At 51.5% G+C, this 22085-nt stretch carries 17 protein-coding genes and 2 tRNA genes; 9 read left to right on the top strand and 10 right to left on the bottom strand.

The annotated features are described in order from the left end of the window. On the bottom strand, positions 1-205 hold a 205-nt coding region (locus PsW64_RS27770), incomplete at its 3' end, for a hypothetical protein (RefSeq protein ID WP_206599548.1). Between the two features lie 22 nt (positions 206-227). Beyond that, positions 228-1340: a tRNA (adenosine(37)-N6)-threonylcarbamoyltransferase complex transferase subunit TsaD gene (gene tsaD / locus PsW64_RS10650; RefSeq protein ID WP_063303590.1), complete on the bottom strand. Its 1113-nt coding sequence runs from the start codon at positions 1338-1340 to the stop codon at positions 228-230. 127 nt (positions 1341-1467) lie between these two features. Here tsaD and hemC point away from each other — a divergent pair, with 127 nt between their 5' ends. From hemC to PsW64_RS10615, 7 genes are all read left to right on the top strand, one after another. Then, positions 1468-2391, top strand: coding sequence for a hydroxymethylbilane synthase (gene hemC, locus PsW64_RS10645; RefSeq protein ID WP_063291779.1), 924 nt, complete (start codon positions 1468-1470; stop codon positions 2389-2391). Continuing rightward, complete coding sequence (locus tag PsW64_RS10640; protein WP_063303559.1) at positions 2391-3101, top strand: uroporphyrinogen-III synthase; 711 nt, start codon at positions 2391-2393, stop codon at positions 3099-3101. Before hemC ends, PsW64_RS10640 begins: the two co-directional genes overlap by 1 nt. Positions 3102-3303: 202 nt before the next feature. Beyond that, a complete protein-coding gene (locus tag PsW64_RS10635; protein WP_063303558.1) occupies positions 3304-5217 on the top strand; it encodes a COG4223 family protein in 1914 nt (637 codons plus the stop codon). A 21-nt stretch (positions 5218-5238) separates the two neighbouring features. Then, positions 5239-7047, top strand: a complete 1809-nt coding sequence (locus tag PsW64_RS10630) for a heme biosynthesis HemY N-terminal domain-containing protein (protein ID WP_063303557.1) — start codon at positions 5239-5241, stop codon at positions 7045-7047. A 263-nt stretch (positions 7048-7310) separates the two neighbouring features. Further along, positions 7311-7386 (top strand) — tRNA-Thr (locus PsW64_RS10625). Positions 7387-7579: 193 nt separating this feature from the next. Continuing rightward, positions 7580-8779 carry an AGE family epimerase/isomerase gene (locus tag PsW64_RS10620; RefSeq protein WP_063303556.1) on the top strand — a complete coding sequence of 400 codons (1200 nt, stop codon included), beginning with the start codon at positions 7580-7582 and terminating at the stop codon, positions 8777-8779. A 32-nt stretch (positions 8780-8811) separates the two neighbouring features. Then, on the top strand, positions 8812-9816 hold the full coding sequence (locus tag PsW64_RS10615) for a Gfo/Idh/MocA family protein (RefSeq protein WP_063290339.1): 1005 nt from the start codon (positions 8812-8814) through the stop codon (positions 9814-9816). Positions 9817-9933: 117 nt separating this feature from the next. On the opposite strand, the gene PsW64_RS10610 is transcribed toward PsW64_RS10615, so the two are convergent. The 3 genes from PsW64_RS10610 to PsW64_RS10600 all read right to left on the bottom strand — a co-directional run bounded on the left by PsW64_RS10610 (position 9934) and on the right by PsW64_RS10600 (position 13035). After that, complete coding sequence (locus PsW64_RS10610) at positions 9934-11088, bottom strand: alpha-hydroxy acid oxidase (RefSeq protein WP_057461904.1); 1155 nt, start codon at positions 11086-11088, stop codon at positions 9934-9936. 832 nt (positions 11089-11920) lie between these two features. Beyond that, positions 11921-12757: an RDD family protein gene (locus tag PsW64_RS10605; RefSeq protein WP_063303555.1), complete on the bottom strand. Its 837-nt coding sequence runs from the start codon at positions 12755-12757 to the stop codon at positions 11921-11923. 201 nt (positions 12758-12958) lie between these two features. Further along, a tRNA-Arg gene (locus PsW64_RS10600) sits at positions 12959-13035 on the bottom strand. Positions 13036-13296: 261 nt separating this feature from the next. Here PsW64_RS10600 and PsW64_RS10595 point away from each other — a divergent pair. Together PsW64_RS10595 and PsW64_RS10590 are read left to right on the top strand one after the other, a co-directional pair. Continuing rightward, positions 13297-14049 carry a thermonuclease family protein gene (locus tag PsW64_RS10595; protein WP_063303554.1) on the top strand — a complete coding sequence of 251 codons (753 nt, stop codon included), beginning with the start codon at positions 13297-13299 and terminating at the stop codon, positions 14047-14049. 84 nt (positions 14050-14133) lie between these two features. Further along, the gene (locus tag PsW64_RS10590) at positions 14134-15540 is read left to right on the top strand and encodes a M48 family metalloprotease (RefSeq protein WP_082827061.1); all 1407 of its coding nucleotides are present in this window, start codon (positions 14134-14136) and stop codon (positions 15538-15540) included. Between the two features lie 25 nt (positions 15541-15565). Here PsW64_RS10590 and PsW64_RS10585 read toward each other — a convergent pair whose 3' ends face one another. From PsW64_RS10585 to PsW64_RS10565, 5 genes are all read right to left on the bottom strand, one after another. Then, complete coding sequence (locus PsW64_RS10585) at positions 15566-16435, bottom strand: RNA polymerase factor sigma-32 (protein ID WP_057461900.1); 870 nt, start codon at positions 16433-16435, stop codon at positions 15566-15568. Between the two features lie 121 nt (positions 16436-16556). Further along, positions 16557-17141, bottom strand: a complete 585-nt coding sequence (locus PsW64_RS10580) for a CarD family transcriptional regulator (protein WP_057461899.1) — start codon at positions 17139-17141, stop codon at positions 16557-16559. 412 nt (positions 17142-17553) lie between these two features. After that, on the bottom strand, positions 17554-17892 hold the full coding sequence (fdxA, locus tag PsW64_RS10575) for a ferredoxin FdxA (RefSeq protein WP_057461898.1): 339 nt from the start codon (positions 17890-17892) through the stop codon (positions 17554-17556). A 186-nt stretch (positions 17893-18078) separates the two neighbouring features. Further along, the gene (locus PsW64_RS10570; protein WP_063290334.1) at positions 18079-18480 is read right to left on the bottom strand and encodes an RNA-binding S4 domain-containing protein; all 402 of its coding nucleotides are present in this window, start codon (positions 18478-18480) and stop codon (positions 18079-18081) included. A 22-nt stretch (positions 18481-18502) separates the two neighbouring features. Continuing rightward, a complete protein-coding gene (locus tag PsW64_RS10565) occupies positions 18503-21448 on the bottom strand; it encodes a helicase-related protein (RefSeq protein ID WP_063303553.1) in 2946 nt (981 codons plus the stop codon). Positions 21449-22085 lie beyond the last annotated feature (637 nt).

Raw genomic sequence — 22085 nt, 5'->3', positions numbered from 1 at the left:
GGTGTTTCAACGAACCCGCCGGGTGATGCGTTACTTCACCCGGTAGCCCCGCCCAGCCCACGCCGTACTGATGGACGGTCCACCAGCTGCCCGAATACGTGAGCACAACACTGAGAATAAGTGTGGTTGAGGGCAGGGGGATAAGTTTCAGTGTTCCAATCCCAAAAAATCCCGCGGTTACTGCGAGATCCTGAGAGATATGCATGCTGATTGCTTTCGTGCGTTGATTAGACCTTTGCGCCTTTGCGACCGAAGCCGACGACGCTTTCGGAGATCTTGTCCAGGGGCCAGCGTGGGCGCGGGGCTTCGTTCATGTCGTCGCCTTTACCGTTTTGCTCCAGAATAGATGGGTCTTCGGCAACGAGTTTTCTCAGGCGCTCCGCTCCAGCCCATGCAATCATGGCGGCGTTGTCTGTGCACAGTTTGTGCGGTGGTGCGATTAATTCTGCACTATGTTCCGCGGCAACCTCGTTTAGACGAATCCTAATTGCTTCGTTTGCTGCAACACCGCCCGCAATAACCATTTTGACAGGCGTATCCGGATAGCGATCTTTAAATAATTCGAAGGCTCTTGCACTGCGTTTTCCGAGAACATCCGCGACAGCTTCCTGGAAGGAAGCGCACAGATTGTTGACGGTTTGCTCGCTGACAGGCTCTTCTTTTAAGGCGGCGGTGCGCACTGCTGTCTTCAACCCGGCAAAAGACATGTCGAGGCCGGGGCGGTCCAAAAGTGGGCGTGGCAGTTTGTAGACGGTTGGATCACCAAGTTTTGCAGCTTTTTCTACAGCCGGACCGCCGGGATAAGGCAGGCCGAGCAGTTTGGCTGTTTTGTCAAACGCTTCACCAATCGCATCATCAATGGTTGTGCCCAATCTTTCGTATTCCCCAAGAGCTTTTACGAGGAGATACTGGGTGTGTCCGCCGGAGACGAGGAGCAGCAGGAATGGGAATTCAACCTGATCCGTCATGCGTGCGGTGAGGGCGTGTCCTTCCAAATGATTTACTGCAATCAATGGCTTATCGATTGCCATGGCGATAGATTTTGCTGTCATCAAGCCCACGATGACGCCGCCAATGAGGCCGGGGCCAGCGGTTGCAGCAACTGCGGATAGATTAGAGTACTTCACATTTGCTGTTTTCATCGCCTGATCTACGATACCATCCAGCAACTGAATGTGGGCGCGCGCCGCAATCTCTGGTACAACACCGCCGAACGGTGTGTGCTCGTCGATTTGAGAATGCACCACGTTGGACAAAATTACGCATTTGCCATCTTGATCAATCTCAAGGACAGCAGCGGCAGTTTCGTCACAACTCGTTTCTATGCCGAGGATGGTCAGCACGTTTGGTCTCCTTTGGCCGCTTGGTTTTTGTCGTTCTCTCATGCGCAAAGCATGGTTGATTTCGCGGGCCGATGATTTTAAGTCGCTCATCTAACATGAGCCCCTAGCATTGGGAATGTGATCCTTGCAAACAAAACCTATAAGAATTGGTACACGTGGAAGCGCCCTGGCACTGGCCCAGGCGTATGAAACACGCGCTCGTCTCGCGAAGGCACACGGGTTAACCGATGATGACTTCGAGATTGTTGTTATAAAAACAACGGGAGACCAAATTCAAGATAGGCCTCTTTCCGAAGCAGGCGGCAAGGGCTTGTTCACTAAGGAAATTGAGGAAGCTTTGCTGGATAAGTCCATTGATCTGGCAGTTCATTCTTCCAAGGATATGCCGACAGTGCTGCCGGATGGTCTGGGTATGACCGCTTACCTTCCACGTGAAGATGTGCGCGATGCTTTCATTTCTCCAAAGGTAGAAAAGCTGACAGATCTTCCACAGGGTGCTGTGGTTGGGTCTTCCAGTTTGCGTCGTCAGGCACAGATTAAGCGTCTACGGCCTGATCTTGATGTGGTGATGTATCGCGGTAACCTCCAGACTCGTTTGCGCAAACTTGGTGAAGGTGTGGTTGACGCAACCTTCCTTGCTTACGCTGGTCTGCGTCGTCTGGGACAAGGTGATCTGGTTACGTCTTTGATGGATGTGGAGCACTTCCTTCCTGCTGTCGGGCAGGGCGCGATTGGTATTGAGGCGCGTCTTGGTGATGAAGAGACTGCGCGCATTCTTGCGCCGATCCATCACGCTGAGACTGAAAGCCGCCTTTTGCTGGAGCGTGCTTATCTGGCTGAGATGGATGGTTCTTGCCGTACGCCGATTGCTGGTCTCTCCCATGTGGAAGGGGATCGTATCCGTTTCCGCGGTGAGGTGATCAAACCGGATGGCAGCCAGACGCACACAGTTGAAGGCGAAGGCCCGTTAAGCGATGCTGAAGAGATTGGCCGCGAGCTTGGCAAAGAGCTGAAGGCGAAGTCTGGTCCAAACTTTCTGGAGCTCTAATGAAAATACTCGTGACCCGTCCTCAGCCTCAAGCAGATAAAACTGCACAGAAGCTGATTGCTATGGGACACGAGGTGATTGTTGAGCCGATGCTGAGTTTCCAGCCGCTGACCGTTGACGGTGATGTGGCTGGGGACGCCAAAGCGATTGCTGTGACGAGTGCGAATGCCATTGAAGCCCTTGTCTTCAATGGTCTTGTTTCACAGCTACAGCACCTTCCTCTCTATTCTGTGGGTGAGGCGACAGCCAAAGCTGCAGAGGCTTCCGGTTTCCAAGAGATCATATGTGCGGATGGGGATGTTGATTCCCTTGGCGGACTGATTGCGGATAGCAAACAGGCGGGGCCTGTCTTTTACCCTGCAGCGATTGACCGCAGTGGTGACCTGGTCGGACAACTTGAGCAGCACGGCATTGCCTGCCGTATGGTGGAGGTCTACCAAATGGCTGCTGCGACTGGCTTTTCTGAGAAAACCCGTGAACTGATTGAAGCAGGGATGCTGGATTGTGCGTTGTTTTATTCTCCGCGAACAATTCAAATTTTTCTCAGCCTTTCAAATCTTGAAAAAACCATAGTGTTTCTTAACTCTATGAAAGCATTATGTGTTTCTAGGCGGGTTGCAGAGCAGGCTGGAGCGTTTGGCGAGGTTTTTACTGCGAAAACGCCGCGTGAGGATAGCATGTTTGAACTTCTCAATGGTTCGATAAGTTGAGAGGAAGTGATTTGCACTTCTCTGAGCCCTATGGAGAAGTCGCAGTTTGTTTGGCAAGGTGCTAATTCTCCCTGATAGCAGTTTGCTAAAGGGATGCTTATGTTAAGAAAGAGGCCTCTTAAGAGGCCTTGTCGAGATTGCGTGACTATGAAAATTGGCGCGGCTGGAAACTGCTTGAAACGCGCCATTCTAGGAGGTTTTGATGGCTGCTGATGACAAAAAGGGTGGGGCGTCCACCGGGGCAGGCTCGGGTGGTGGAACATCATCACGGAAATCTCCGCTCTCCAGTGGATCCCGAAAGCCTGTCACGATTGACCTGCCTGCGAAAGACGTTTCCAAGACTGATAAGCCTGCCGCGAGCGCTGGTCCTGCGGCCAAGCCTGCTGCGAGCAAGGCGACTTCTACCAAGGCGGGCTCTGTGCCGCCAACTGGCAAACAACAATCACAATCATCCGCGAAGACTGAAAATACTGAAACGACGAAAGCTGCTGCTGCGAAGCCTGCAGCGGGCGCTAAACCAGCTGCGGGTGCATCTTCTGCCTCAACAACAGCCAAGCCGACTGCTGCTGCAAGCGCAAAGGCCGCTGCTGATGAGAAGAAGGATGCTGCTGCATCCAGCACAGCAAAGCCTTCTGCTACGAAGACGACAGGCACCAGCAAGGCAACGACTGCTAGCAAAACCTCCACCGCTTCTGCTGCGAAAGAGCCTGTGAAGGGCAAAGACGATAAGGCTGGTTCGGGTGGCAAGGATACGCCTCCACCACCGCCTCCTTCTGGCAAAGGACCCGGCGGGCCTGCTGATAAGCCTCCGCATCCGCCTAAGCAAGGTGCTGGATTTGGCGCGATGCTTGCTGCTGGCGTTATTGGTGCGTTGATTGTTGCCGGTGCTGGCGTTGGTCTGCATCAGGTTGGCATGCTCCAGATGATTGGCGCCGGCTCTGGTCAGAATGCGACTGAGGTTCAGGCTCTTCTGGAAAGCTCCAAGAACCGCTATTTGCAGCTGAGTCAGGAAATTACGGCGCTGAAAGATCATGCGGCGGGTAGTTTTGCGGCTAAGGAAACCATTCAGAACCTGACTGATCAGCTGGATGCGATCCAGAAAGAAACCAGCAGTAAATTGAGTGATGCGACTGCAGGTGTGACCGCGAAGGTGCAAGAGCAGGTTTCTACGCTTGGTGCTGAGATTAAAGAGCTGAACGAGCTGATTTCCAACGGTGCTGCCGGTGATGGTGCTGCTGTTGCCAGCATGAAGAAGACACAGGATCAGCTGACTAAGCAGGTTGCTGATCTGACCGCAGCGTCCCGAAAGAATGCTGAGCAGGTTCTGAAAGGCATGCAAGGCAGTCTGACGGATTTGCAGAAACAGTTTCAGGCATTGAAAGAAGCGCCGACACAGCTGAAGGATCTCGGTTCACAGTTGGCTGTGACTGGCTCCAAGGTGGACGAAGCGCTTGCGCAGATTGGCAAGTTGACGGCTGAGCAGAAAGTTCTTGAAGGCAAGATTGAAGCGCTGACGCAGGCGAATGCCGAGACAACACAGCAGATTACTGCACGTGTTGACCGGTTGGAGAAGGCTCTTGGTACTGCAAGTGCGCAGGAGCGTGCGGCGCGTGCAATTGCGATTGCCTCTTTGCGCAATGCTGTGGATTCTGGTGAGACCTATGAGGCGGAACTGGCTGCCGTTGAAGCGGCGCTGCCAGGGGATGCTGCTGAGTTAGCGCCACTGAAGGCAAGTGCTGCGAGTGGTATTCCGTCCTCTGCCGCGTTGATTGCCGGATTTGGTAAGGTCGCGCGTGATATGAGTGCGGTGTCGCTGACGAGTGAGAATGATGATGTGGTTGATCGTCTGTTCTCCAGCGCGAAGTCACTGGTTTCTGTCCGGACGCCGACTGACAGTGATGGCACGAGTTCCGGCGAGTTGCTTGGCACGATGGAATCCCGGGTTTCTACGGGTGACCTTGCCGGAGCGATTAAGACTTACGATGCTTTGCCAGAACCGATGCAACAGGCTGGTGCAGCATGGGCCGAGCAGGTGAAAGCCCGTTTGGCTGCAGATGAATTGGTGAAGAAAATCACCGCTCAAGTTTTGAAGTCGCTTGTTTCTGAAAACAAGTAGTATCGGAAAGGAGCGAAGGACATGGTCCGCGTTCTCATCTTTTTCGCGTTTGTATTTTTACTGGCTCTTGGCGGAGCCTGGATGGCAGACCGTCCGGGCGTCGTTACGCTTGAATGGCAGGGGTATGTTGTTCAGGCAAGCTTGCTGACAGCTGTTGTTGCGTTTGGTGCATCCATCGTGGCGTCGATTGTGGCTTGGGGCTTCTTCCGGTTGATCTGGAAGTCGCCAACTCTGGTTTCCCATTTCATGCAGAGCCGCCGGAAAGACAAAGGCTATGACGCCCTGTCTCAGGGGCTGCTGGCTCTTGGATCTGGCGATACGCTGCATGCGCGCAAGTTTGGTCTGAAGGCGGATAAACTGCTGGATGGCAACGAGCCTGCTGCTCGCCTGCTTCTGGCGCAGGCCTCTCAGCTGGATGGCGATCATGCAGAAAGCCGTCTCCGGTTTGAGGCGATGTTGGAAGATGATCGCTCTATGGCTGTGGGTTTGCACGGCCTTTACATTGAAGCGGAACGGGAAAGTGAACCTGCAGCTGCACGTCATTTTGCTGAGGAAGCCTTTAATCTGGTTCCGGGTTTGCGTTGGGCTGGCAATGCCGTGCTTGGGTATCAGGCCGTTTCTGGTGACTGGGAAGAAGCCATTGCAACGCTTGAGCGCAACTATGCTGCTCGCATGCTGGACAAGAAAACTCTTCGCCGCCAGAAAGCTGTACTGCTAACTGCGCGTGCTCTTGAGCTGGAGAATGAGAATCCGGATCGTGCACGCACGCTTGCTGTTGAAGCGCATGGCCTTGCTCCTTCGCTGGTACCTGCTGCGATTGTTGCAGCCCGTCTGCGGACACGCTCAGGTGAGGTGCGCAAAGCAAGTAAGATCCTTGAAGCGACCTGGAAGTTGAGCCCGCATCCAGACCTTGCTGACGCTTATGCTCATGTTCGTCCGGGGGATTCCGTCACGGATCGTCTGAGCCGCGTCAGAACACTGGCGAGCATGCGTGCTTACTCTTCTGAGGGCGCGATTGCGATTGCTGTTGCTGCGATTGAAGCCAAGAAGTTTGATGAAGCACGTGACCAGCTCAAGCGCGTTCTGCGCTCTGAGCCAACGCAACGTGCGTTCTTGCTGATGGCTGATCTTGAAGAGCGTGAGCATGGTGACCAGGGCCGTATTCGTGAGTGGTTGTCCCGCGCTGTACGTGCGCCAAGCGATAAAGTTTGGACTGCGGATGGCATTGTCTCTGCCAACTGGGCACCTGTTTCTCCAAAGACAGGCCGTGTGGATGCCTATGAATGGGCAGCACCGGAAGGGGCTGTGGATCAGGAGCAGTTGATTGAAGTCATCGATGACAAACTGTTTGAACCACCTGAACTGGCAGCTCCTGTACAGGTTCTGAAAGAACCGGTGGAGGCGGATATCGTTGTGCCGAAACCGCAGGAGGAAAAGAAGCCTGCTGCAGTGAAGGACGAGCCTGCGGAAGCCCCGGCGGCAAAGCCTGACGTTGCAGAGCCTGTTGTTGTGACAGAAACGGCGAAAGAGCCGCCTGCTGAGAAAAAACCGGATGAGCAAGCCAAGGCTGAAGAGCCTCGTGCGACTGTCGTACCTGTGGAATCTTCCAGTTGGGCACCGACCAAAGCCAATGAAAAGGCTACGGACAAGGTAGAGGACCCTTCCAAGACTGAGAAGGAAGCTCCGAGCTCGCCGGATGATAAGCCTGAGAAGAAAGATGAGAAGCTGGTGGAGTTCCCGCTTTCTCAGCTTCCTGATGACCCAGGACCTGAACCAGATGATGAAGATCCGAAAACTCCAAAGGATCAGAGTTTCAGGTTCTTCCGCTAAGGGCGTGTTCCGTTTGATTGGATTCAATCAAACGAGAAGAATTCGCTAGGCCAAAGATGTTAGAGCACGATGCGTGAATGCTAATGAACGCGACGTGCTCTAAGAGACTTGCATAGGCAGGACGCGTGCTCTTTGCTGCGTCTCCTGCCTGTGTAGATTGATGGTGGATGCATTATCTGTCATTGCAAATCATACTTGCATCTTATTGGGAGCTTGGGTATCAAACTTCCACTTTCCGGCACACCCCTTGTGCCAGTTGGAACGCCGCTGTAGCTCAGATGGTAGAGCACGTCATTCGTAATGATGGGGTCGAAGGTTCGAGTCCTTTCAGCGGCACCACTAACTTTCTGATACTTCATAATCCCCCAAAAACTTGCTCATTTGGCTTTGTCTTGTCGCCTACTCGTCGTAGGTTCGGATTTGTGTTTTTTGGTCCTTTAGTCGAACCTTTAAGCGCATTGATTTCATTTGCACATATGGAGGCCATCGGGGTTTCGTGGGAGCGGGCTGATGATGGTGTGGAGTACCGGAAGTGATTGTCGATCACCTGAATAAGTTGCGCGCGTGGTTGTTTGAAGATGCATTGCCGCTTTGGTTGAAAGCTGGCGAGGACGCTGCAAATGGTGGTTTTGCTGAGACCATCACGCTGGATTGTGAAGGCAGTGCGGATAACAGGCGTGGTCGCGTCAACCCTCGTATGGTGTTTGTGTATTGCGAAGCGGGACGTCTGGGCTGGGATGGCCCGTGGATGGACGTTGCGCTGCGCACGCAAGCCTATGTGGAGCGTGTCTACGGCACTGCTGATGGGTATATCGGTGCGCTTGCGACGCCCGATGGTGAGCTGCTCGACACTTCGTTTGACCTTTACAATCAGGCCTTTGCGCTACTGGCTCTTTCCAGCATTGCTGATGTGAACAGTGAACAGCGGGGGGAAGCCTGCGCGAAAGCCGGGGCTTTGCTTGATGTGTTGAAGAGCCGCTTCAAGCATCCTGTTGCGGGCTTTCAGGAAGCTGAGCCTGCGCGTGCGCCACTGGGTGCCAACCCACATATGCATCTGTTTGAAATGTGTCTTGAATGGGAACGCTCTGAGAACCTGAGCTCTGAGCAGAAAGCCGTCTGGTCTGCGTTGGCAGATGAGCTTGGTGAGCTATGCCTGAAGTATTTCATCTGCGAGAAAACAGGTGGTTTGCGCGAGTTCTTTGCGCTGGATTGGTCTCCGATGCCAGGTGATGAGGGCAGGGCGCTTGAGCCGGGACATCATTTTGAATGGGCATGGTTGCTGAGCCGCTGGAACAAGCTGCGTGGTGATGATCGCGCTAGGGCTGCTGCTGTGCGTCTCTTTGAGATTGCGGAGGTTTATGGTGTCGATCGTGAGCGCGGTGTTGCGGTGATGGGCATCAATGATGACTTTTCCATGCGTGACCCACTGGCGCGTCTGTGGTCTCAGGCTGAATGGCTTAAAGGCTCTATTGCCATGCTGGAGTGCACTCCTGAGAGTGAGTGGCCTCGGTATCGCCAATCCATGCAGGATGCGCTGAAGGCGTTGGAACTGTTCTTTGAGGACGTGCCTGCTGGTCTCTGGAAAGACAAGTTTTTGCCGGATGGTAGCTTTGTGGAAGAAGCGGCGCCAGCAAGCTCGCTCTATCACATCATTTCGGCCATTTCTGAACTTGACCGGTTTTCAAAAACTGAGGTCGGGCAGAAAGTGGTTACTTTTGAGAGCGCTAAATAACGGTTCCTGCAGCATAGATTGGGAGAATTACAATGGTTAAATGGGGTGTGCTCTCGACTGCACGGATTGGCCGCGAAAAGGTTATTCCTGCGCTTCAAAAAGCCAAAGGCGTTGAGGTTGTCGCAATTGCTTCTCGTAATGAGGAGAATGCGAAGAAAGCTGCTGCTGAACTGGGTATCGAGAAAGCCTATGGTTCCTATGAGGCGCTGCTGGCTGATCCTGATATTGACGTGATTTACAATCCGCTTCCAAACCACATGCATGTGCCGATGACGATTGAGGCTGTGAAAGCTGGAAAGCATGTGCTCTGTGAAAAGCCGATTGCGCTTGATGCAGATGAAGCGCGTCTTCTGCTGGAAATGCCTGACAATCGCTTTGTTATGGAAGCCTTTATGGTGCGCGCGCATCCGCAGTGGCAGCGAGCGCTTGAGATTGTAGAATCCGGTGAGCTGGGCAAGCTGCAGAGCATTCAGGCATTCTTTGGTTACAGCAATCAGGACCCGCAGAACATTCGCAATAAAGCCGAGCTTGGTGGTGGTGGGCTGATGGATATTGGCTGCTATCCGATTGTGGCTTCGCGTTACTTCTTTGATGCTGAGCCTGAGCGTGTTGTGAGCCTTGTTGATCGTGACAGAAATTTTGGCACGGACCGTCTGACATCTGTGATGATGGACTTCGGAGAAGGACGTCAGGCTCAGTTTACGGTTTCAACCCAGTCTGCTCCGTATCAGCGTATCAATCTGGTGGGGACCGCCAAGCGGTTGGAAATTCTCATCCCGTTCAATGCACCTGCTGGTGAAGAGACTATCTTGCGCCTCGATTCTGGCAGTTTGCCGGGGGATGGTGCGATTGAGGTTGAACGCGTTGCTGCCTGTGATCAGTATACGCTGCAGGGAGAGCTGTTCTCTCGTGTGGTAAAAGGTGAAGAAGAGCTGCCTTACGGTGTTGCTGATGCAATCCAAAATATGGAAATCATCGATGCGATTGTCCGGTCTGAACGCAATGACAGCTGGGAGACCGTTGGGTCTCCCGACTGAGTGTTTTGCTGGTGTTAGAGCATGCTGCGCTCATTTGCATTTACGCCTCATGCCCTAACTTCTTTGTTTTGAGCGAATTCTTGTCGTTTGAGTGAATACAATCAAACGGAATGCGCTCTAAACTTTTTCGCCTCTGATGGAATAGAGGTTGTCGCGATTGAGTGTATTGAGATCGCGACGGCCACACAGTGCCATGGTGGTATCCAGTTCCTTCTGGATGATCTCCAGTGACTGTGTCACGCCTTGCTTACCGCCTGCGCCCAAACCGTACAGGAACGGTCTGCCGATGTAGGTGCCTTTGGCGCCGAGACAGATGGCTTTCAGCACATCCTGACCTGAGCGAATGCCACCATCGATGTGGATCTCCACCTTATCACCGACCTCGTCCACGATTTCCGGCAGGATCTCGATGGAGGATGGTGCACCGTCGAGCTGACGTCCGCCGTGGTTGGAGACGATGATCGCATCACAGCCGGAATCGACTGCGTGGCGTGCGTCTTCCTTATCCAGAATGCCTTTGAGGATCAGCGGGCCGCCCCATTGTTTTTTGATCCACTCAATGTCATCCCAGCTCAGGCGCGGGTCAAACTGCTCTGCTGTCCATGAGGACAGGGAGGAGAGATCGCCAACACCTTTTGCGTGACCTACAATGTTGCCAAAGGTGCGGTTTGGCGTTGTGAGCATTTTCATGCACCACATTGGGCGTGTTGCCATCTGCCAGATGTGTTTTGGCGTAAACTTTGGCGGGGCAGACAAGCCGTTGCGCAAATCTTTGTGGCGTTGGCCCAGGATCTGCAGGTCGAATGTGAGAACCAGTGCAGAGCAGCCTGCGTTCTTTGCGCGATCGATCAGGGCGTTGATGAAGTCCCGATCCTTCATCACGTAAAGCTGGAACCAGAATGGTTTCGTGGTCTTCGCCGCAACAGCTTCAATGGAGCAGATGCTCATGGTTGAAAGCGTGAAAGGTACGCCGAACTCTTCAGCTGCCTGTGCTGCGAGAATTTCACCATTGGCGTGCTGCATTCCGGTCAGGCCGGTTGGTGCCAGCGCGACAGGCATGGAGACATCCTGTCCTACCATCTTGGTAGCAAGCGTGCGATCTGTCATGTCGACCGCGATGCGCTGGCGCAGCTTGATCTTCGCGAAGTCGCTCTCGTTTGCCTGATAGGTGCTCTCAGTCCAGGAACCCGAGTCGGCATAGTCAAAGAACATCTTTGGAACGCGTCTGCGAGCGCGCTCTTTGAGGTCACTGATTTCTAGTATTGGTGCCATGTACGGGCCTCCCCCCGAAACATTAGTTTTTATGTATAGAGGGATTGCACGTATCGGTGATATGTCAACATTACATGTATACGACTTCAGTCTACCAGTATTGAGAAAAGCGTTATTCGCATTCATCTATGAATGCCGTAAGTACTCTGAAATATCTTTGAATTGACGGTACTGACTAAAGCGTAACGGTCAAATAACTATCTGAATTTGCTTGTTTTGTTTGTTTGCCTAAACGTTTAGCGAGTGTCTGGTTGAGACTTCATCTTGCCTGGGTGCTATTTGTGATATGTAACTGAAATATATCTCAAAAAAGCGACATAAGCTTACTTTGCAGATACTCGAAGTTTAAGATTGGTGAGTGAAATTACGTAGCTTGTGAGGGCGTGTTGGTGGGGTCGGGGCCAGAAATTTCATGTAAGAGCGAACGTAGATGAGAGAGGCGATGCTACAAAAGAGGGCGTATACAGTGAGTGCTGGTCTTGCCGTCTCGTTGTGCAATCCGGGCGATGAGCTCTTCTGATTTTGCGCAGCTGGACCGGTGGGAAGCGGAGGTGATGCTTCCCATTGCGAGTATCTGTATGGAAGGATCAGGGAAGCTTCGTGCTCTTATTTCTTCTGTCGGCTGATCCAGGCCATCCAATTGTAAAACCAGTTCCGAAGGTTATCTCCGCACCGTTTAAGCACATTGGATATATAGTTCATGGCTTACCCTCCATGTGCAGTTTTGGCTGCCTCAATGGTGGGCTCAATTAGCTAAATGCAAATGAAAGAACTGCTTCAAGATTTAAGTTTGGATGGCGAGCCGAAGAGAGCTCACCATCCAATTGGCGGTTTACTTATCAGCGATAGCCTTGTCGGCTTCGGCTTTTCTCATTACCAAGTCTTCTGTCTTACTCGTCGTAAGATTTGCGAACTGATCCCAATAAGTGCGGCCTCTCCATCGTATGAATGAGCCAAACTCAAACCAGAAGGCAGCGAGACTGAGAACAACCCCGCCTACGATCCAAAGCCAGAAATTTCCTTGTCCGAGGTTTTGAAGTAGTTCCTGAGCTTGTTTTCCTGCTTCTACCAAATCTAACGTGATGATCTGATAGAGTGAGTAAAGCCCAAACAAGGCTGTGATGATGAGAACTGTCGCTTTAAAGTACTCACGCTTTAATGCTGACTTTAGATCAGGCTTCTGAAGAGAGGCATTATATACATTCAAATTGAGTAGACGCTTTCCTGGGGTCTGACCCATTCTAGCAAGGAACAAGGCAAATACGAATGGGGCGAGCAAATAGAAGAACGGTTCTGATGGGAGGTAAGTTCTTTGATTACCGTATTCATCAGAGTAGTAACTCACTGAAACAGAACGTGTAACATTGCCTTCCTTCCAGATTTTCTGAAGAGCCGTTATGTGGAAGCTACTTGCAAACATGTTTGTTTGCTTGCAGAGAATTTGCTGGCGTTGATGGCCTGGTTCGAGCGGTAAGATCTCATCCATACGATCTTGCGAAATCATGTCAAATTGGGGTGCACAGGCAGTTGTCTTGAGAAGTTCTGGCGCAAGAAATCGTGTAGAAAAAACACTGTTATATGCGACGACAATAGCGGTAATGACAAAGCCGAGGATAAACAGATCTAGTAGATACGCGAATGCTCTTCGCCAGAAGTACTTTGCAGTCATTGGATATGTACCGGCATTTAATGCTAAGTATCTGAGGAACAAGAGTGATCGCAGATACCGCAACAACTGATTAAAATTTTGTTTCTATATACAGTCTTAGGTTCAAGAAAATCAAAGAATTAATCGTATGAGGAAGGGAGAAAGAGGCCTGTTCCCGTAGCAATTATCTTCTCATACCGGGTCATTATAATTTCATATAAATGGTGACCCCGAGTGGATTCGAACCACTGACCTGCCGCTTAGGAGGCGGCCGCTCTATCCAGCTGAGCTACGGGGCCTTTAGGCGTGTCTTGATCCGTGACCGGATCGATCCGCTTAAGATGTTATCATCCGTTGAGGATGCAGCGCGTTTTCAAATATCATGAAATTTGGCTGTAGGCGAGATAGATTGCTTCTCTGTGAACAAGCTAGGTATCAGTTCATGCAAGAGAATTTGCTCAACCGGTGTCTTTCAGGTTTGCTCTCAGAGAGTTCTCGGGGGCGTTCCGACTGCATCGACCTGATATAATTCCTAAATAGGACTTTGTTGGTGGGTTGTTGTGTTCCGGGGATTTGTTGCTTTTTTCTGCTTTTTGCTGAGCTGTATAGGAACCGTGTTGGCGACGCCGTGTGATGAGCGTTCGGTTCTTGATGAGAGCTTGCCGACCATCATGATGGAGGAGGTGCTCGCAAATCCTTTGAGATTTACCGCGAGTGACGGTGAGTTTTATTATCTCGCAGATTTGACAATGGCAGAGCAGGATTTGCTGCTGGCTGATGACTTTTTTGAGGAACGGGAAGTCAGGGTAAAAGCGTTGATTGAGCAAAAGGATCGGTGGGGACGCCGACCTGCGATTCTGGTTGATCCTGAATTGGGTGATTTGTCGGTCAGGCTGGTCAAAGCTGGAATGGCCATTGTTAGGCCACAATTAAGAGCTTTCAATTGCTTGAAATTCCTTATTAATTTGGAGAGTATGGCTCGCGAGAAAAATGTTGGATTATGGGTCATTAAAAATGTAATTAATGATTATAAGTCAATTAGCTACGAGCAAATCGGCCTTTATGGAATTGTGGAAGCCAAGCTGATTTCTGTTGGGCAAACACGATCCAAAACATACTTGAATTTTGGTGAGCGCTGGACAGAGGATTTAACCGGGATTATTCAAAGGGGAACGCTGGCGGATTTTTCGGAGTTCGGGCATGATCTTTCAGTGATGAAAGGTAAGCGAGTTCGCCTCAGGGGCGTTATGCAACTGAACCAAGGACCATTAATAGAGCTAAAGCACCCAGCGCAGTTGGAGCTTCTGGACTAAGGCAAAGAGCCGGAAACGCGAATGACTTTGAGTAGTGCATTGTCTGGACTTCAGACAAGCCTGAGAATGCTAGTGATATCTGCAGTGACCGTAGCTCTTGTTGCGTGTCAGCTGACCGGCTCTGCCAATCAAGGCGCTCAAAAACCAGGTAGCTTGCGAACCGGGCTTGGGAGCGACGTTGGGGCGCGAGAGCATCCGCGTGTCGTCGCGACTTATGGCGGTGTCTATAAGGATGGTAAGGCTGAAGCAGCTATTGCACGTGTTGTTGGTGGTCTTGTTGCTGCTTCGGAAGACCCTGAAGCGCACTACCGCATTACTTTGCTCAACAGCCCTGCAGTCAATGCCTTTGCTCTTCCTGGTGGTTATCTTTATGTGACGCGCGGGTTGCTGGCGCTTGCCAACGACACCTCAGAGCTTGCCGCTGTGCTTGCTCATGAAATGGCACACGTGACAGCGCGCCATGCGATCAAGCGCCAACGTCAGGCTGAAGAGGCTGAGTTCGTCACCAAAGTGATGACCAATATCGGCAAAGATCAGCAGACCATTGATGCAGCAGTCAAAGAAAAGCAGGTACAGTTCGCGCGCTTTTCTCAGGAGCAAGAGCTTGAAGCTGATGATGTGGGTGTGAGAACACTTGCTGGCGCTGGGTATGACCCTTACGCCGCAGCGCGCTTCCTGAACACCATGGGGCAATTTGCACGCTATCAGCAGCTTGGTGGGCAAAGCAGTTCAGCGCCAGACTTTCTTTCTTCTCATCCAAACACGCCTGATCGTATTCAACGCGCTGTGCGTAGTGCACGGCAGATCGGTGCGCCGGGGATTGGTCTGAATGGTCGTGAAGACTATCTGACCAGCTTGGATGGCATGTTGTTTGGTGATGATCCACTGGAAGGGTATGTCCGGGCGCGGCAGTTCCTTCACAAAGGCCTTGGCATCTCCTTTAGTGTGCCAAAAGGGTTTGTGCTTGAGAACTCTGCCGAGGCAGTGTTGGCGAGTAATAACTCCGGCACTGCCATGCGTTTTGATGGTGCTGATCTGACGGGATATGCCAGCTTAACTGATTACATGTTATCTGGCTGGATCAATGGCCTGATTGATAACAGTGTTCGCCCAACCACGATCAATGGTCTGCCAGCCGTTATTGGCTCTGCAATTACAGATGGTTGGTCTTTCCGCATCGGTGTTGTTCGCATTGGCTTAACCGGATATCGGTTTATCTTTGCAAATCGTTCGCCAACCGCTGTTTTTACTCGTGATTTTGAAAAGTCGCTTGGTAGCTTCCGACAGTTAAGCCCCACGGAACAAGCCCGACTTAACCCACTTCGAGTTAAGATTATTCAGGCGAAGGGTGGAGAGACAGCTCGCAAGCTTGCTGTTGGCATGAGCGGCATTGAGCCATCGCGCCGGTTGGAGCTGTTCACGATCCTCAATCAGGTTAAGGCGAACCAACGCTTCAAGCCAGGTGAACTCCTGAAGGTCATTACCGACTAAAGAAGCTCGTTTTTCAGGCAGTGCGCTATAAGCCGCTGGCTTCATAGCCATCCGAATGCGTGAGAGCGTCTTTTAACTTTTGCATTGCTCGCGACTCAATTTGCCGGACACGCTCCTTTGAAACACCCAGTTTCTTGCCAAGGGCTTCCAGTGTAACGCTTTCATCTTTTAGCTTGCGATCTTTAATGACGCGCTGCTCGCGTGGTGGCAGCGTTTTAATCGCATTGAAAAGACGACGTTTTGCGCGTTCCTGATCTAAGTGCACTTCGACGAGTTCGTCTGGCAGAGGTTCTTCAGCCGCGAGAGTGTCCTGAAGCTGCAGGTTTGTTTCGCTGCCTTTCAGGCTCGCATTGAGGGATGTGTCTTTCCGGCCTAATCTGGAAGACATCATTCTTATATCCCTCAGCTTTGCTCCCGTCTTTTCTGAGATTTGCTGATGCAGCTGTTCCTCATTCAAATCAGGATGTTTGTTTGAGAGTTCTGCGCGCAAACGTTTGAAGCCGAAAAACAACATTTTCTGGCGAGAGGAGGTTCCACCGCGAACAATCGACTGGTTGCGGAGCACATAGTCCTGAATGAATGATTTGATCCACCAAGTTGCATAGGTGGCAAAACGGACGTCTTTGGAGAGCTGGAACCTGTTGGCTGCTTCCATAAGGCCGATATGGCCCTCCTGAATTAGATCAGAGAGCGGGACACCATAGGACTTGAACCGAAGTGCTTGAGCGATGACCAAGCGGGAGTGAGACAGAGATAGCTTATCGAGTGATCTGTGATCGCCTCTGACAATCCAGCCTTCCAAGAGCTTGTATTCTTCTTCTTTTGACAGATATGGGGCTTTTCTTGCCAGACGGGCAAGAGGCCCGAGACTTTGGTCTCTTTCATAATGAGCCATTTACGCCTCCCTCGATTAAACTGAGATACGGCGCTGAAGTTCATTTGGATCTTTTGATAAAAAAAGAAAGCCCCGCTTGGAGCAGGGCTTTCTTTTAATCAGTTAGATTAGGAGAGGCTGATTAAGCTGCCTCTTCCTGACCTCCGCCTTCACCATCAGTTGCTGGAGCAACTTTGGCAGCACGACCTGGAGACGTGGAAAGAACGCCTTCGATCTGTCTGATTGCTTCTGTGTCAGTCTGTTTCTGAACAGCTGCGATTTCACGTGCCATACGGTCTAATGCGGCTTCGTAAAGCTGACGTTCGGAGTAAGACTGTTCAGGCTGGGAATCAGAGCGATAAAGGTCACGAACAACTTCAGCGGTAGAAATGAGATCGCCAGAGTTGATCTTTGCTTCGTATTCCTGTGCGCGGCGACTCCACATGGTACGCTTCACGCGAGGTTTACCTGCGATGGTCTCAAGAGATTTCTTAACGGTAGATGCGTCAGACAGCTTACGCATTCCTACAGAAGCAATTTTTGCAACTGGAACACGGAGCGTCATCTTATCCTGTTCGAAGTCAATTACGAGGAGTTCAAGAGAGTATCCAGCTACGGTCTGCTCTTCAATTGCAGTAATCAATCCAACGCCGTGAGATGGATAAATGATGTGCTCACCTGTTTTAAACCCCTGACGCTGCGCGGTCTTTTTTGCGGGTGTGGCCATACGCTATACTTCTCCTGCGCAGTGGTTGTTTGCTGTCTGGGAGACGCAAGCAACCTAGATGCAGCGCGTTCGCCGCATCTTTCTCTTTGGAAAAACGTGAAAAGTCCAATGTATGCGGAAAGCTACTTCTCGCATCAATTGGTTCCGCGTTCAAATGTGATCAGTCGAATTCTATGTTGTGGCTACTTCGGCGAATGCTGGAGTAAATTATTGTGCGCACTTCAATTGAACTGCGACCATAAAAAAACCTCCGAGTGGGGAGGGTGCAACCAGACTGCCAAATGACTGTAAAAAACTGTATAGCACATTATCCACGGATTTCCAACCTCTCTCAAGCAAGAGAGGAATTAAGACATCCGCGGATACTGTCTGGCAAATAATAAATATTTGGTAGCTCTAAGCTTTTGGGACCTTAATCACCAGTGCCCGGCTTATCAGAGAAATACTTTTCGAGTTTTTCTGCAACACCATCAAACTCAGCAGCTTCTGGAAGCTGATCTTTCTTAACAGTCAGATTCGGCCACTTTTCTGCGTACTCAGCATTAAGCTCAACCCACTTTTCCAAGCCAGGCTCAGTATCTGGGAGAATTGCATCTGCTGGACATTCCGGTTCACACACACCGCAATCGATACATTCGTCTGGATGAATGACGAGCATATTCTCGCCTTCGTAAAAGCAATCGACCGGGCAAACTTCAACACAGTCGGTGTATTTGCATTTGATGCAATTGTCTGTGACGACGTATGTCATCGCAATCCTCTTAGTCTCTGGCGCTGCAAATTTGTCTGAAGACAAACGGCACGGGCTCTCGTGGCCCTGACGATTTTCTCGTCCTTTAAACTTGTGCTCTTTGCTACCGGTTTTCAGTGGGTAGTGCAAGCGCTGTCATAGGCGAAGAGATTGCAATATTGGGGCAAAATTTGCGTAAAGTTGCCGCTAAAAAGGATCAATTTCGTTGAAGCCCCGAATCCGGGCGATTTGGCGTCGATCTCGTTTAGTTGGGCGACCTGCACCGGCCTCGCGCTTGGCAACCTGGACCTGTGTTTCCTTGGGTGGTGGAGGGGGAGACATGTCCTCATAAAGCAGCTGTGCTTCAGGGGCCGGACCGCGCCGGGTGCCAAGTTTTAAAACCTTAAGGATCAAAAGGCGTCGCGGCATTGTGATGGTCAGTACATCACCGGGCTTTACAGCTGTTTTGGCGGCCGCAATCTTATCTTTGTTCAATCTAACATGCCCGGACACTGCCAGTTTTTGTGCCAGTGTCCGAGATTTTGTAATGCGGGCATACCAGAGCCATTTGTCGATGCGAAGAGACTCTTGTGCTTCTGGTATTGCCATATTAGTTAGCCCGAAGGGGCGACTATTTGTCGCCCTTTTCCAAGTTCTGTTTCAAGGACATCAGTGCTGCAAACGGAGAATCCGGATCCAACGGCTTGTCTTTACGTGGAGCAGGCTTGCCTTGTTGGCCGCGGTTCTGGTCTTTGCTAAAGCCACGGCCTTTACCGCCAGGCTTACCAGGATTGCGACGCTGCTGAGTATTGTTGCTGCGAGGACCGCCACGACGTTCGTTGCCACTGCGTGTATTGCGTTGACGTTCGTTGTTGTTGCGACGTCCACCGAAACGACCCGGGCGCCAGATTTCAACAGTAACTGTTTCCAACTCTGGCTCGGCAGCTTCTTCTTCAGAAGCTTCAGCAGGTGCTGCTTCTTCTACTGGTTCAGCTGGGGTCTCTTCGGTTGCAGGTTCTTCTGCTACCGGTGCTGCAGTTTCGCCTTCAACCTGTTCCGCTTCCGCACCTTCAGGTGCTTCAACTGGAGCTTCAGGCTTCTTGGCGACAGGGCGCTGTTCTTCGCGTGTTTCCAGACGGTAACCAAGAGACTTCAGGATGTTTGTGAAGTCTTCGCCTGCACAACCGAGCAGGGAGGTCATGGAAACAGTAACGGTGAATGCGCCGCCTTCTGTCAGTGCACCTTCTGGCGGCTCAATGCCTTCTTCCAGAGGTTTCCAGGCTACCAGCGGACGAATGATGTCTGCCAGGCGCTCCAGAATATCGACGCGTACAGCACGTGGACCACAAACGCGGAAGCCTACGACGCGATACAGCGCGCCTTCGATCTCCGGATCTACTGGAACGGACGTACGGCCAGAGGCGGACAGCTGAGGAAGTTCAGTCAGGCCTTTGATCTCGCCTTTGCCTTCTTTCAGCGCCCAGAGCTGCGCGAGCAGCTGGCTTGGTGCTGGTTTCAGAAGAGCAGGGACATAGATGTGATAGGCGCCAAAGCGAACACCGAGCTTGCGGAGTGAACCGCGCATCTGCTGGTCGAGCTGACGGATGTCATCAGAAATTTCCTGACGCTCAAGGATGCCAAGGCTCTCGGTCAGGCGGTATGCCACGCCACGAGCGATGCCTTCGATCTCTTCGCCCTGTTCCAGGTCGAAAAGCGGCTTCAGAAGTGTTTCGATGTGTGTCTTGATCCATAGATCAAGGCGCTCCTGCACCATATCGCGTGCAGGTCCCGTCAACTGCTCATCAGCAAGAATGATCAGGGATGGGCGCAGGGTCTGTTCACCAGCTATCAGGCGGGCGATAGATTCACCCTGCCATCTTAATGTGCCGTCTGCGGAGAGGATGAACTCTTCGTTGGGCGCGCGGGATAACCGTTCTGCACGGTTTTCAATCTCGCTAGCTAGTGCTTTTTGGGCCGCAGCACGGACAGCTTTTTCTTCCTGTCCTTCTGCCGTTGCATCCGGAGCAAAGCGGAAGCCGTGAAGCTGGCCAATGTGCTGTCCTTCTACAAGGACATCTCCGGTTGCGGTGATCTCCGCTTCGAGCATTTTGTTCTCTCTCAGACGTCGCATCAATACGCTGGTTCGCCGATCCACAAACCGCTGTGTAAGCCGTTCGTGAAGGGCATCTGATAATCGATCTTCTATGCCGCGCGTCACTTCCTGCCAATGAGCAGGGTCGTTCAGCCAGTCGGCACGGTTTGCCACAAAGGTCCACGTACGGATATGTGCTATCCGGTTCGCCAGTGTGTCTATATCCCCATCGGTTTTGTCTGCCAGTTTTATCTGACTGTTAAACCAATCATCCGGAATGGCTCCATCCCGGATCAGATGGGAATAAATCCCTGTTACGAGATCTGCATGGTTTGCCGGAGCTATCTTGCGATAGTCTGGAACCTGACAGGTATCCCACAGTAATGAAACTCTTTCTTGCGTCGTCGCGAGGGAAAGAATGTCCCTGTCACGATTAGCAAGTTCGAGAACACCGATATCCTCCGCCGGAGGGGCTTTGGTCAAGCCCTCTTCTCGCGGAGAATGCTCCAAACTGCGCAAAAGTGCGCGAATCGAGGAAAAATCGAGATTTGGGTTGCGCCATTGCAGCACTTTGAGGGGCTCAAACTCGTGAGATTCGAGTTGATAGACAAGTTCGTCGTCAAAACCGGGGACCCGGCCCGTTACACCAAAAGTACCATCTCGCAGGTGTCGACCTGCTCGTCCGGCGATCTGGCCGGTCTCTGACGGGGTCAACTGGCGGTACTGATAGCCATCAAACTTGCGGTGTCCGGCAAACGCGATGTGGTCTACATCCAGGTTCAGACCCATACCTACAGCGTCGGTGGCAATGAGCCAGTCAACGTCGCCGTTCTGGAACAGGTCAACCTGTGCATTGCGCGTTCTTGGAGAAAGGGAGCCGAGGACAACTGCTGCACCGCCGCGCTGACGGCGGATCAGTTCTGCGATGGCGTAGACTTCATCGGAAGAGAAGGCGACAATTGCAGAGCGACGCGGGAGGCGCGTGATCTTTTTAGATCCTGCGTATGTCAGAATGGACATGCGCGGTCGCGTGATCACATTCAGACCCGGCATCAGCTTTTCGAGCAAGGGGCGTATTGTCGAGGAACCAAGCAGCAGAGTTTCCTCTCTGCCACGCAAATGCAGGATGCGGTCTGTAAAGACATGGCCACGTTCCAGATCGCCAGCCAGCTGCACTTCATCAATGGCAACGAAGTCCACGTCGAGATCTTTTGGCATTGCCTCTACAGTAGAGACCCAGAAGCGTGGGTTCTTCGGGATGATCTTTTCTTCGCCTGTAATCAGCGCGACAAGATCCGGTCCCTTCTTCTCAACAAGACGCCCGTAGACTTCTCTGGCCAGCAGACGGAGTGGTAATCCGATAAGGCCAGACGAGTATGCGCTCATCCGCTCGATAGCCAGATGCGTCTTACCAGTGTTCGTTGGCCCCAAAATCGCAGTGACAGACCGTGATCTTGTTGTTCGGTGCAGCGTGTTCTTGTTCATCTAGAAGTGCAATTCCGTAGTCTATGGCCAAACGTATCTCGGTACCCAATTCTTCGGTTGGGATACTGAAAATGCCCGTGCGGTGCCTCACCCAATGAAGTGGCATTTATATGGCAGAGAAAATCGCTGTAAAGCTCTGGAATGAATAAAGACGAAAAATGCTGATGATGAGTGCTGGAATGAAGTTTCAGTTTCATACCGGCATAAAAGGGTTTTTTGCGTATACGTTATTGTCCGCCTGCTGCTTTCGCTGAATAAGATGCATGACTATAACGTGCAGTATATGCCGTTTTGGGTAGGTTACATCGTGTTAAATGGTTACAAGAAGCCTGAAGTTTTGCGGGTTATGTGTAACACATTCGCCGTTGTTACTAGCCGATTTCATTAGTAAATGTCTTGTATTAGCATAAATTTTGCCAATTCTTATTGCCCCCAGACATGCCGCGGATAAGTGTTAGATGAGGCTTGTTGCCACTTCTGTTTTAACCAGTGAGTTTCATCGGGGAGGAGTTATCCCCGCTTTCCCCTCAGCCGTATCGTTAAGTTTTTTGCATCTATGCAGAATGAAAAGAAACACGGAATCTAACTGCGATACCTTGCTAATTGCTGGAATATTTTTCCTATATTACATACGCAT

Source organism: Pseudovibrio sp. W64 (assembly GCF_001623145.1).
In the GTDB taxonomy this organism is placed as follows: domain Bacteria; phylum Pseudomonadota; class Alphaproteobacteria; order Rhizobiales; family Stappiaceae; genus Pseudovibrio.
The sequence above is the reverse complement of the archived record's forward strand: the minus strand, read 5'-3'. Positions and strand labels throughout refer to the sequence as shown.

Bases quoted from the DNA above. Each gene is read 5' to 3' on its own strand.
- PsW64_RS10640 (WP_063303559.1), top strand. From the start codon at position 2,391: ATGAAAATACTCGTGACCCGTCCTCAGCCTCAAGCAGATAAAACTGCA.
- PsW64_RS10635 (WP_063303558.1), top strand. From the start codon at position 3,304: ATGGCTGCTGATGACAAAAAGGGTGGGGCGTCCACCGGGGCAGGCTCG.
- PsW64_RS10630 (WP_063303557.1), top strand. From the start codon at position 5,239: ATGGTCCGCGTTCTCATCTTTTTCGCGTTTGTATTTTTACTGGCTCTT.
- PsW64_RS10615 (WP_063290339.1), top strand. From the start codon at position 8,812: ATGGTTAAATGGGGTGTGCTCTCGACTGCACGGATTGGCCGCGAAAAG.
- PsW64_RS10610 (WP_057461904.1), bottom strand. From the start codon at position 11,088: ATGGCACCAATACTAGAAATCAGTGACCTCAAAGAGCGCGCTCGCAGA.
- PsW64_RS10605 (WP_063303555.1), bottom strand. From the start codon at position 12,757: ATGACTGCAAAGTACTTCTGGCGAAGAGCATTCGCGTATCTACTAGAT.
- PsW64_RS10585 (WP_057461900.1), bottom strand. From the start codon at position 16,435: ATGGCTCATTATGAAAGAGACCAAAGTCTCGGGCCTCTTGCCCGTCTG.
- PsW64_RS10580 (WP_057461899.1), bottom strand. From the start codon at position 17,141: ATGGCCACACCCGCAAAAAAGACCGCGCAGCGTCAGGGGTTTAAAACA.
- fdxA (WP_057461898.1), bottom strand. From the start codon at position 17,892: ATGACATACGTCGTCACAGACAATTGCATCAAATGCAAATACACCGAC.
- PsW64_RS10570 (WP_063290334.1), bottom strand. From the start codon at position 18,480: ATGGCAATACCAGAAGCACAAGAGTCTCTTCGCATCGACAAATGGCTC.
- PsW64_RS10565 (WP_063303553.1), bottom strand. From the start codon at position 21,448: ATGAACAAGAACACGCTGCACCGAACAACAAGATCACGGTCTGTCACT.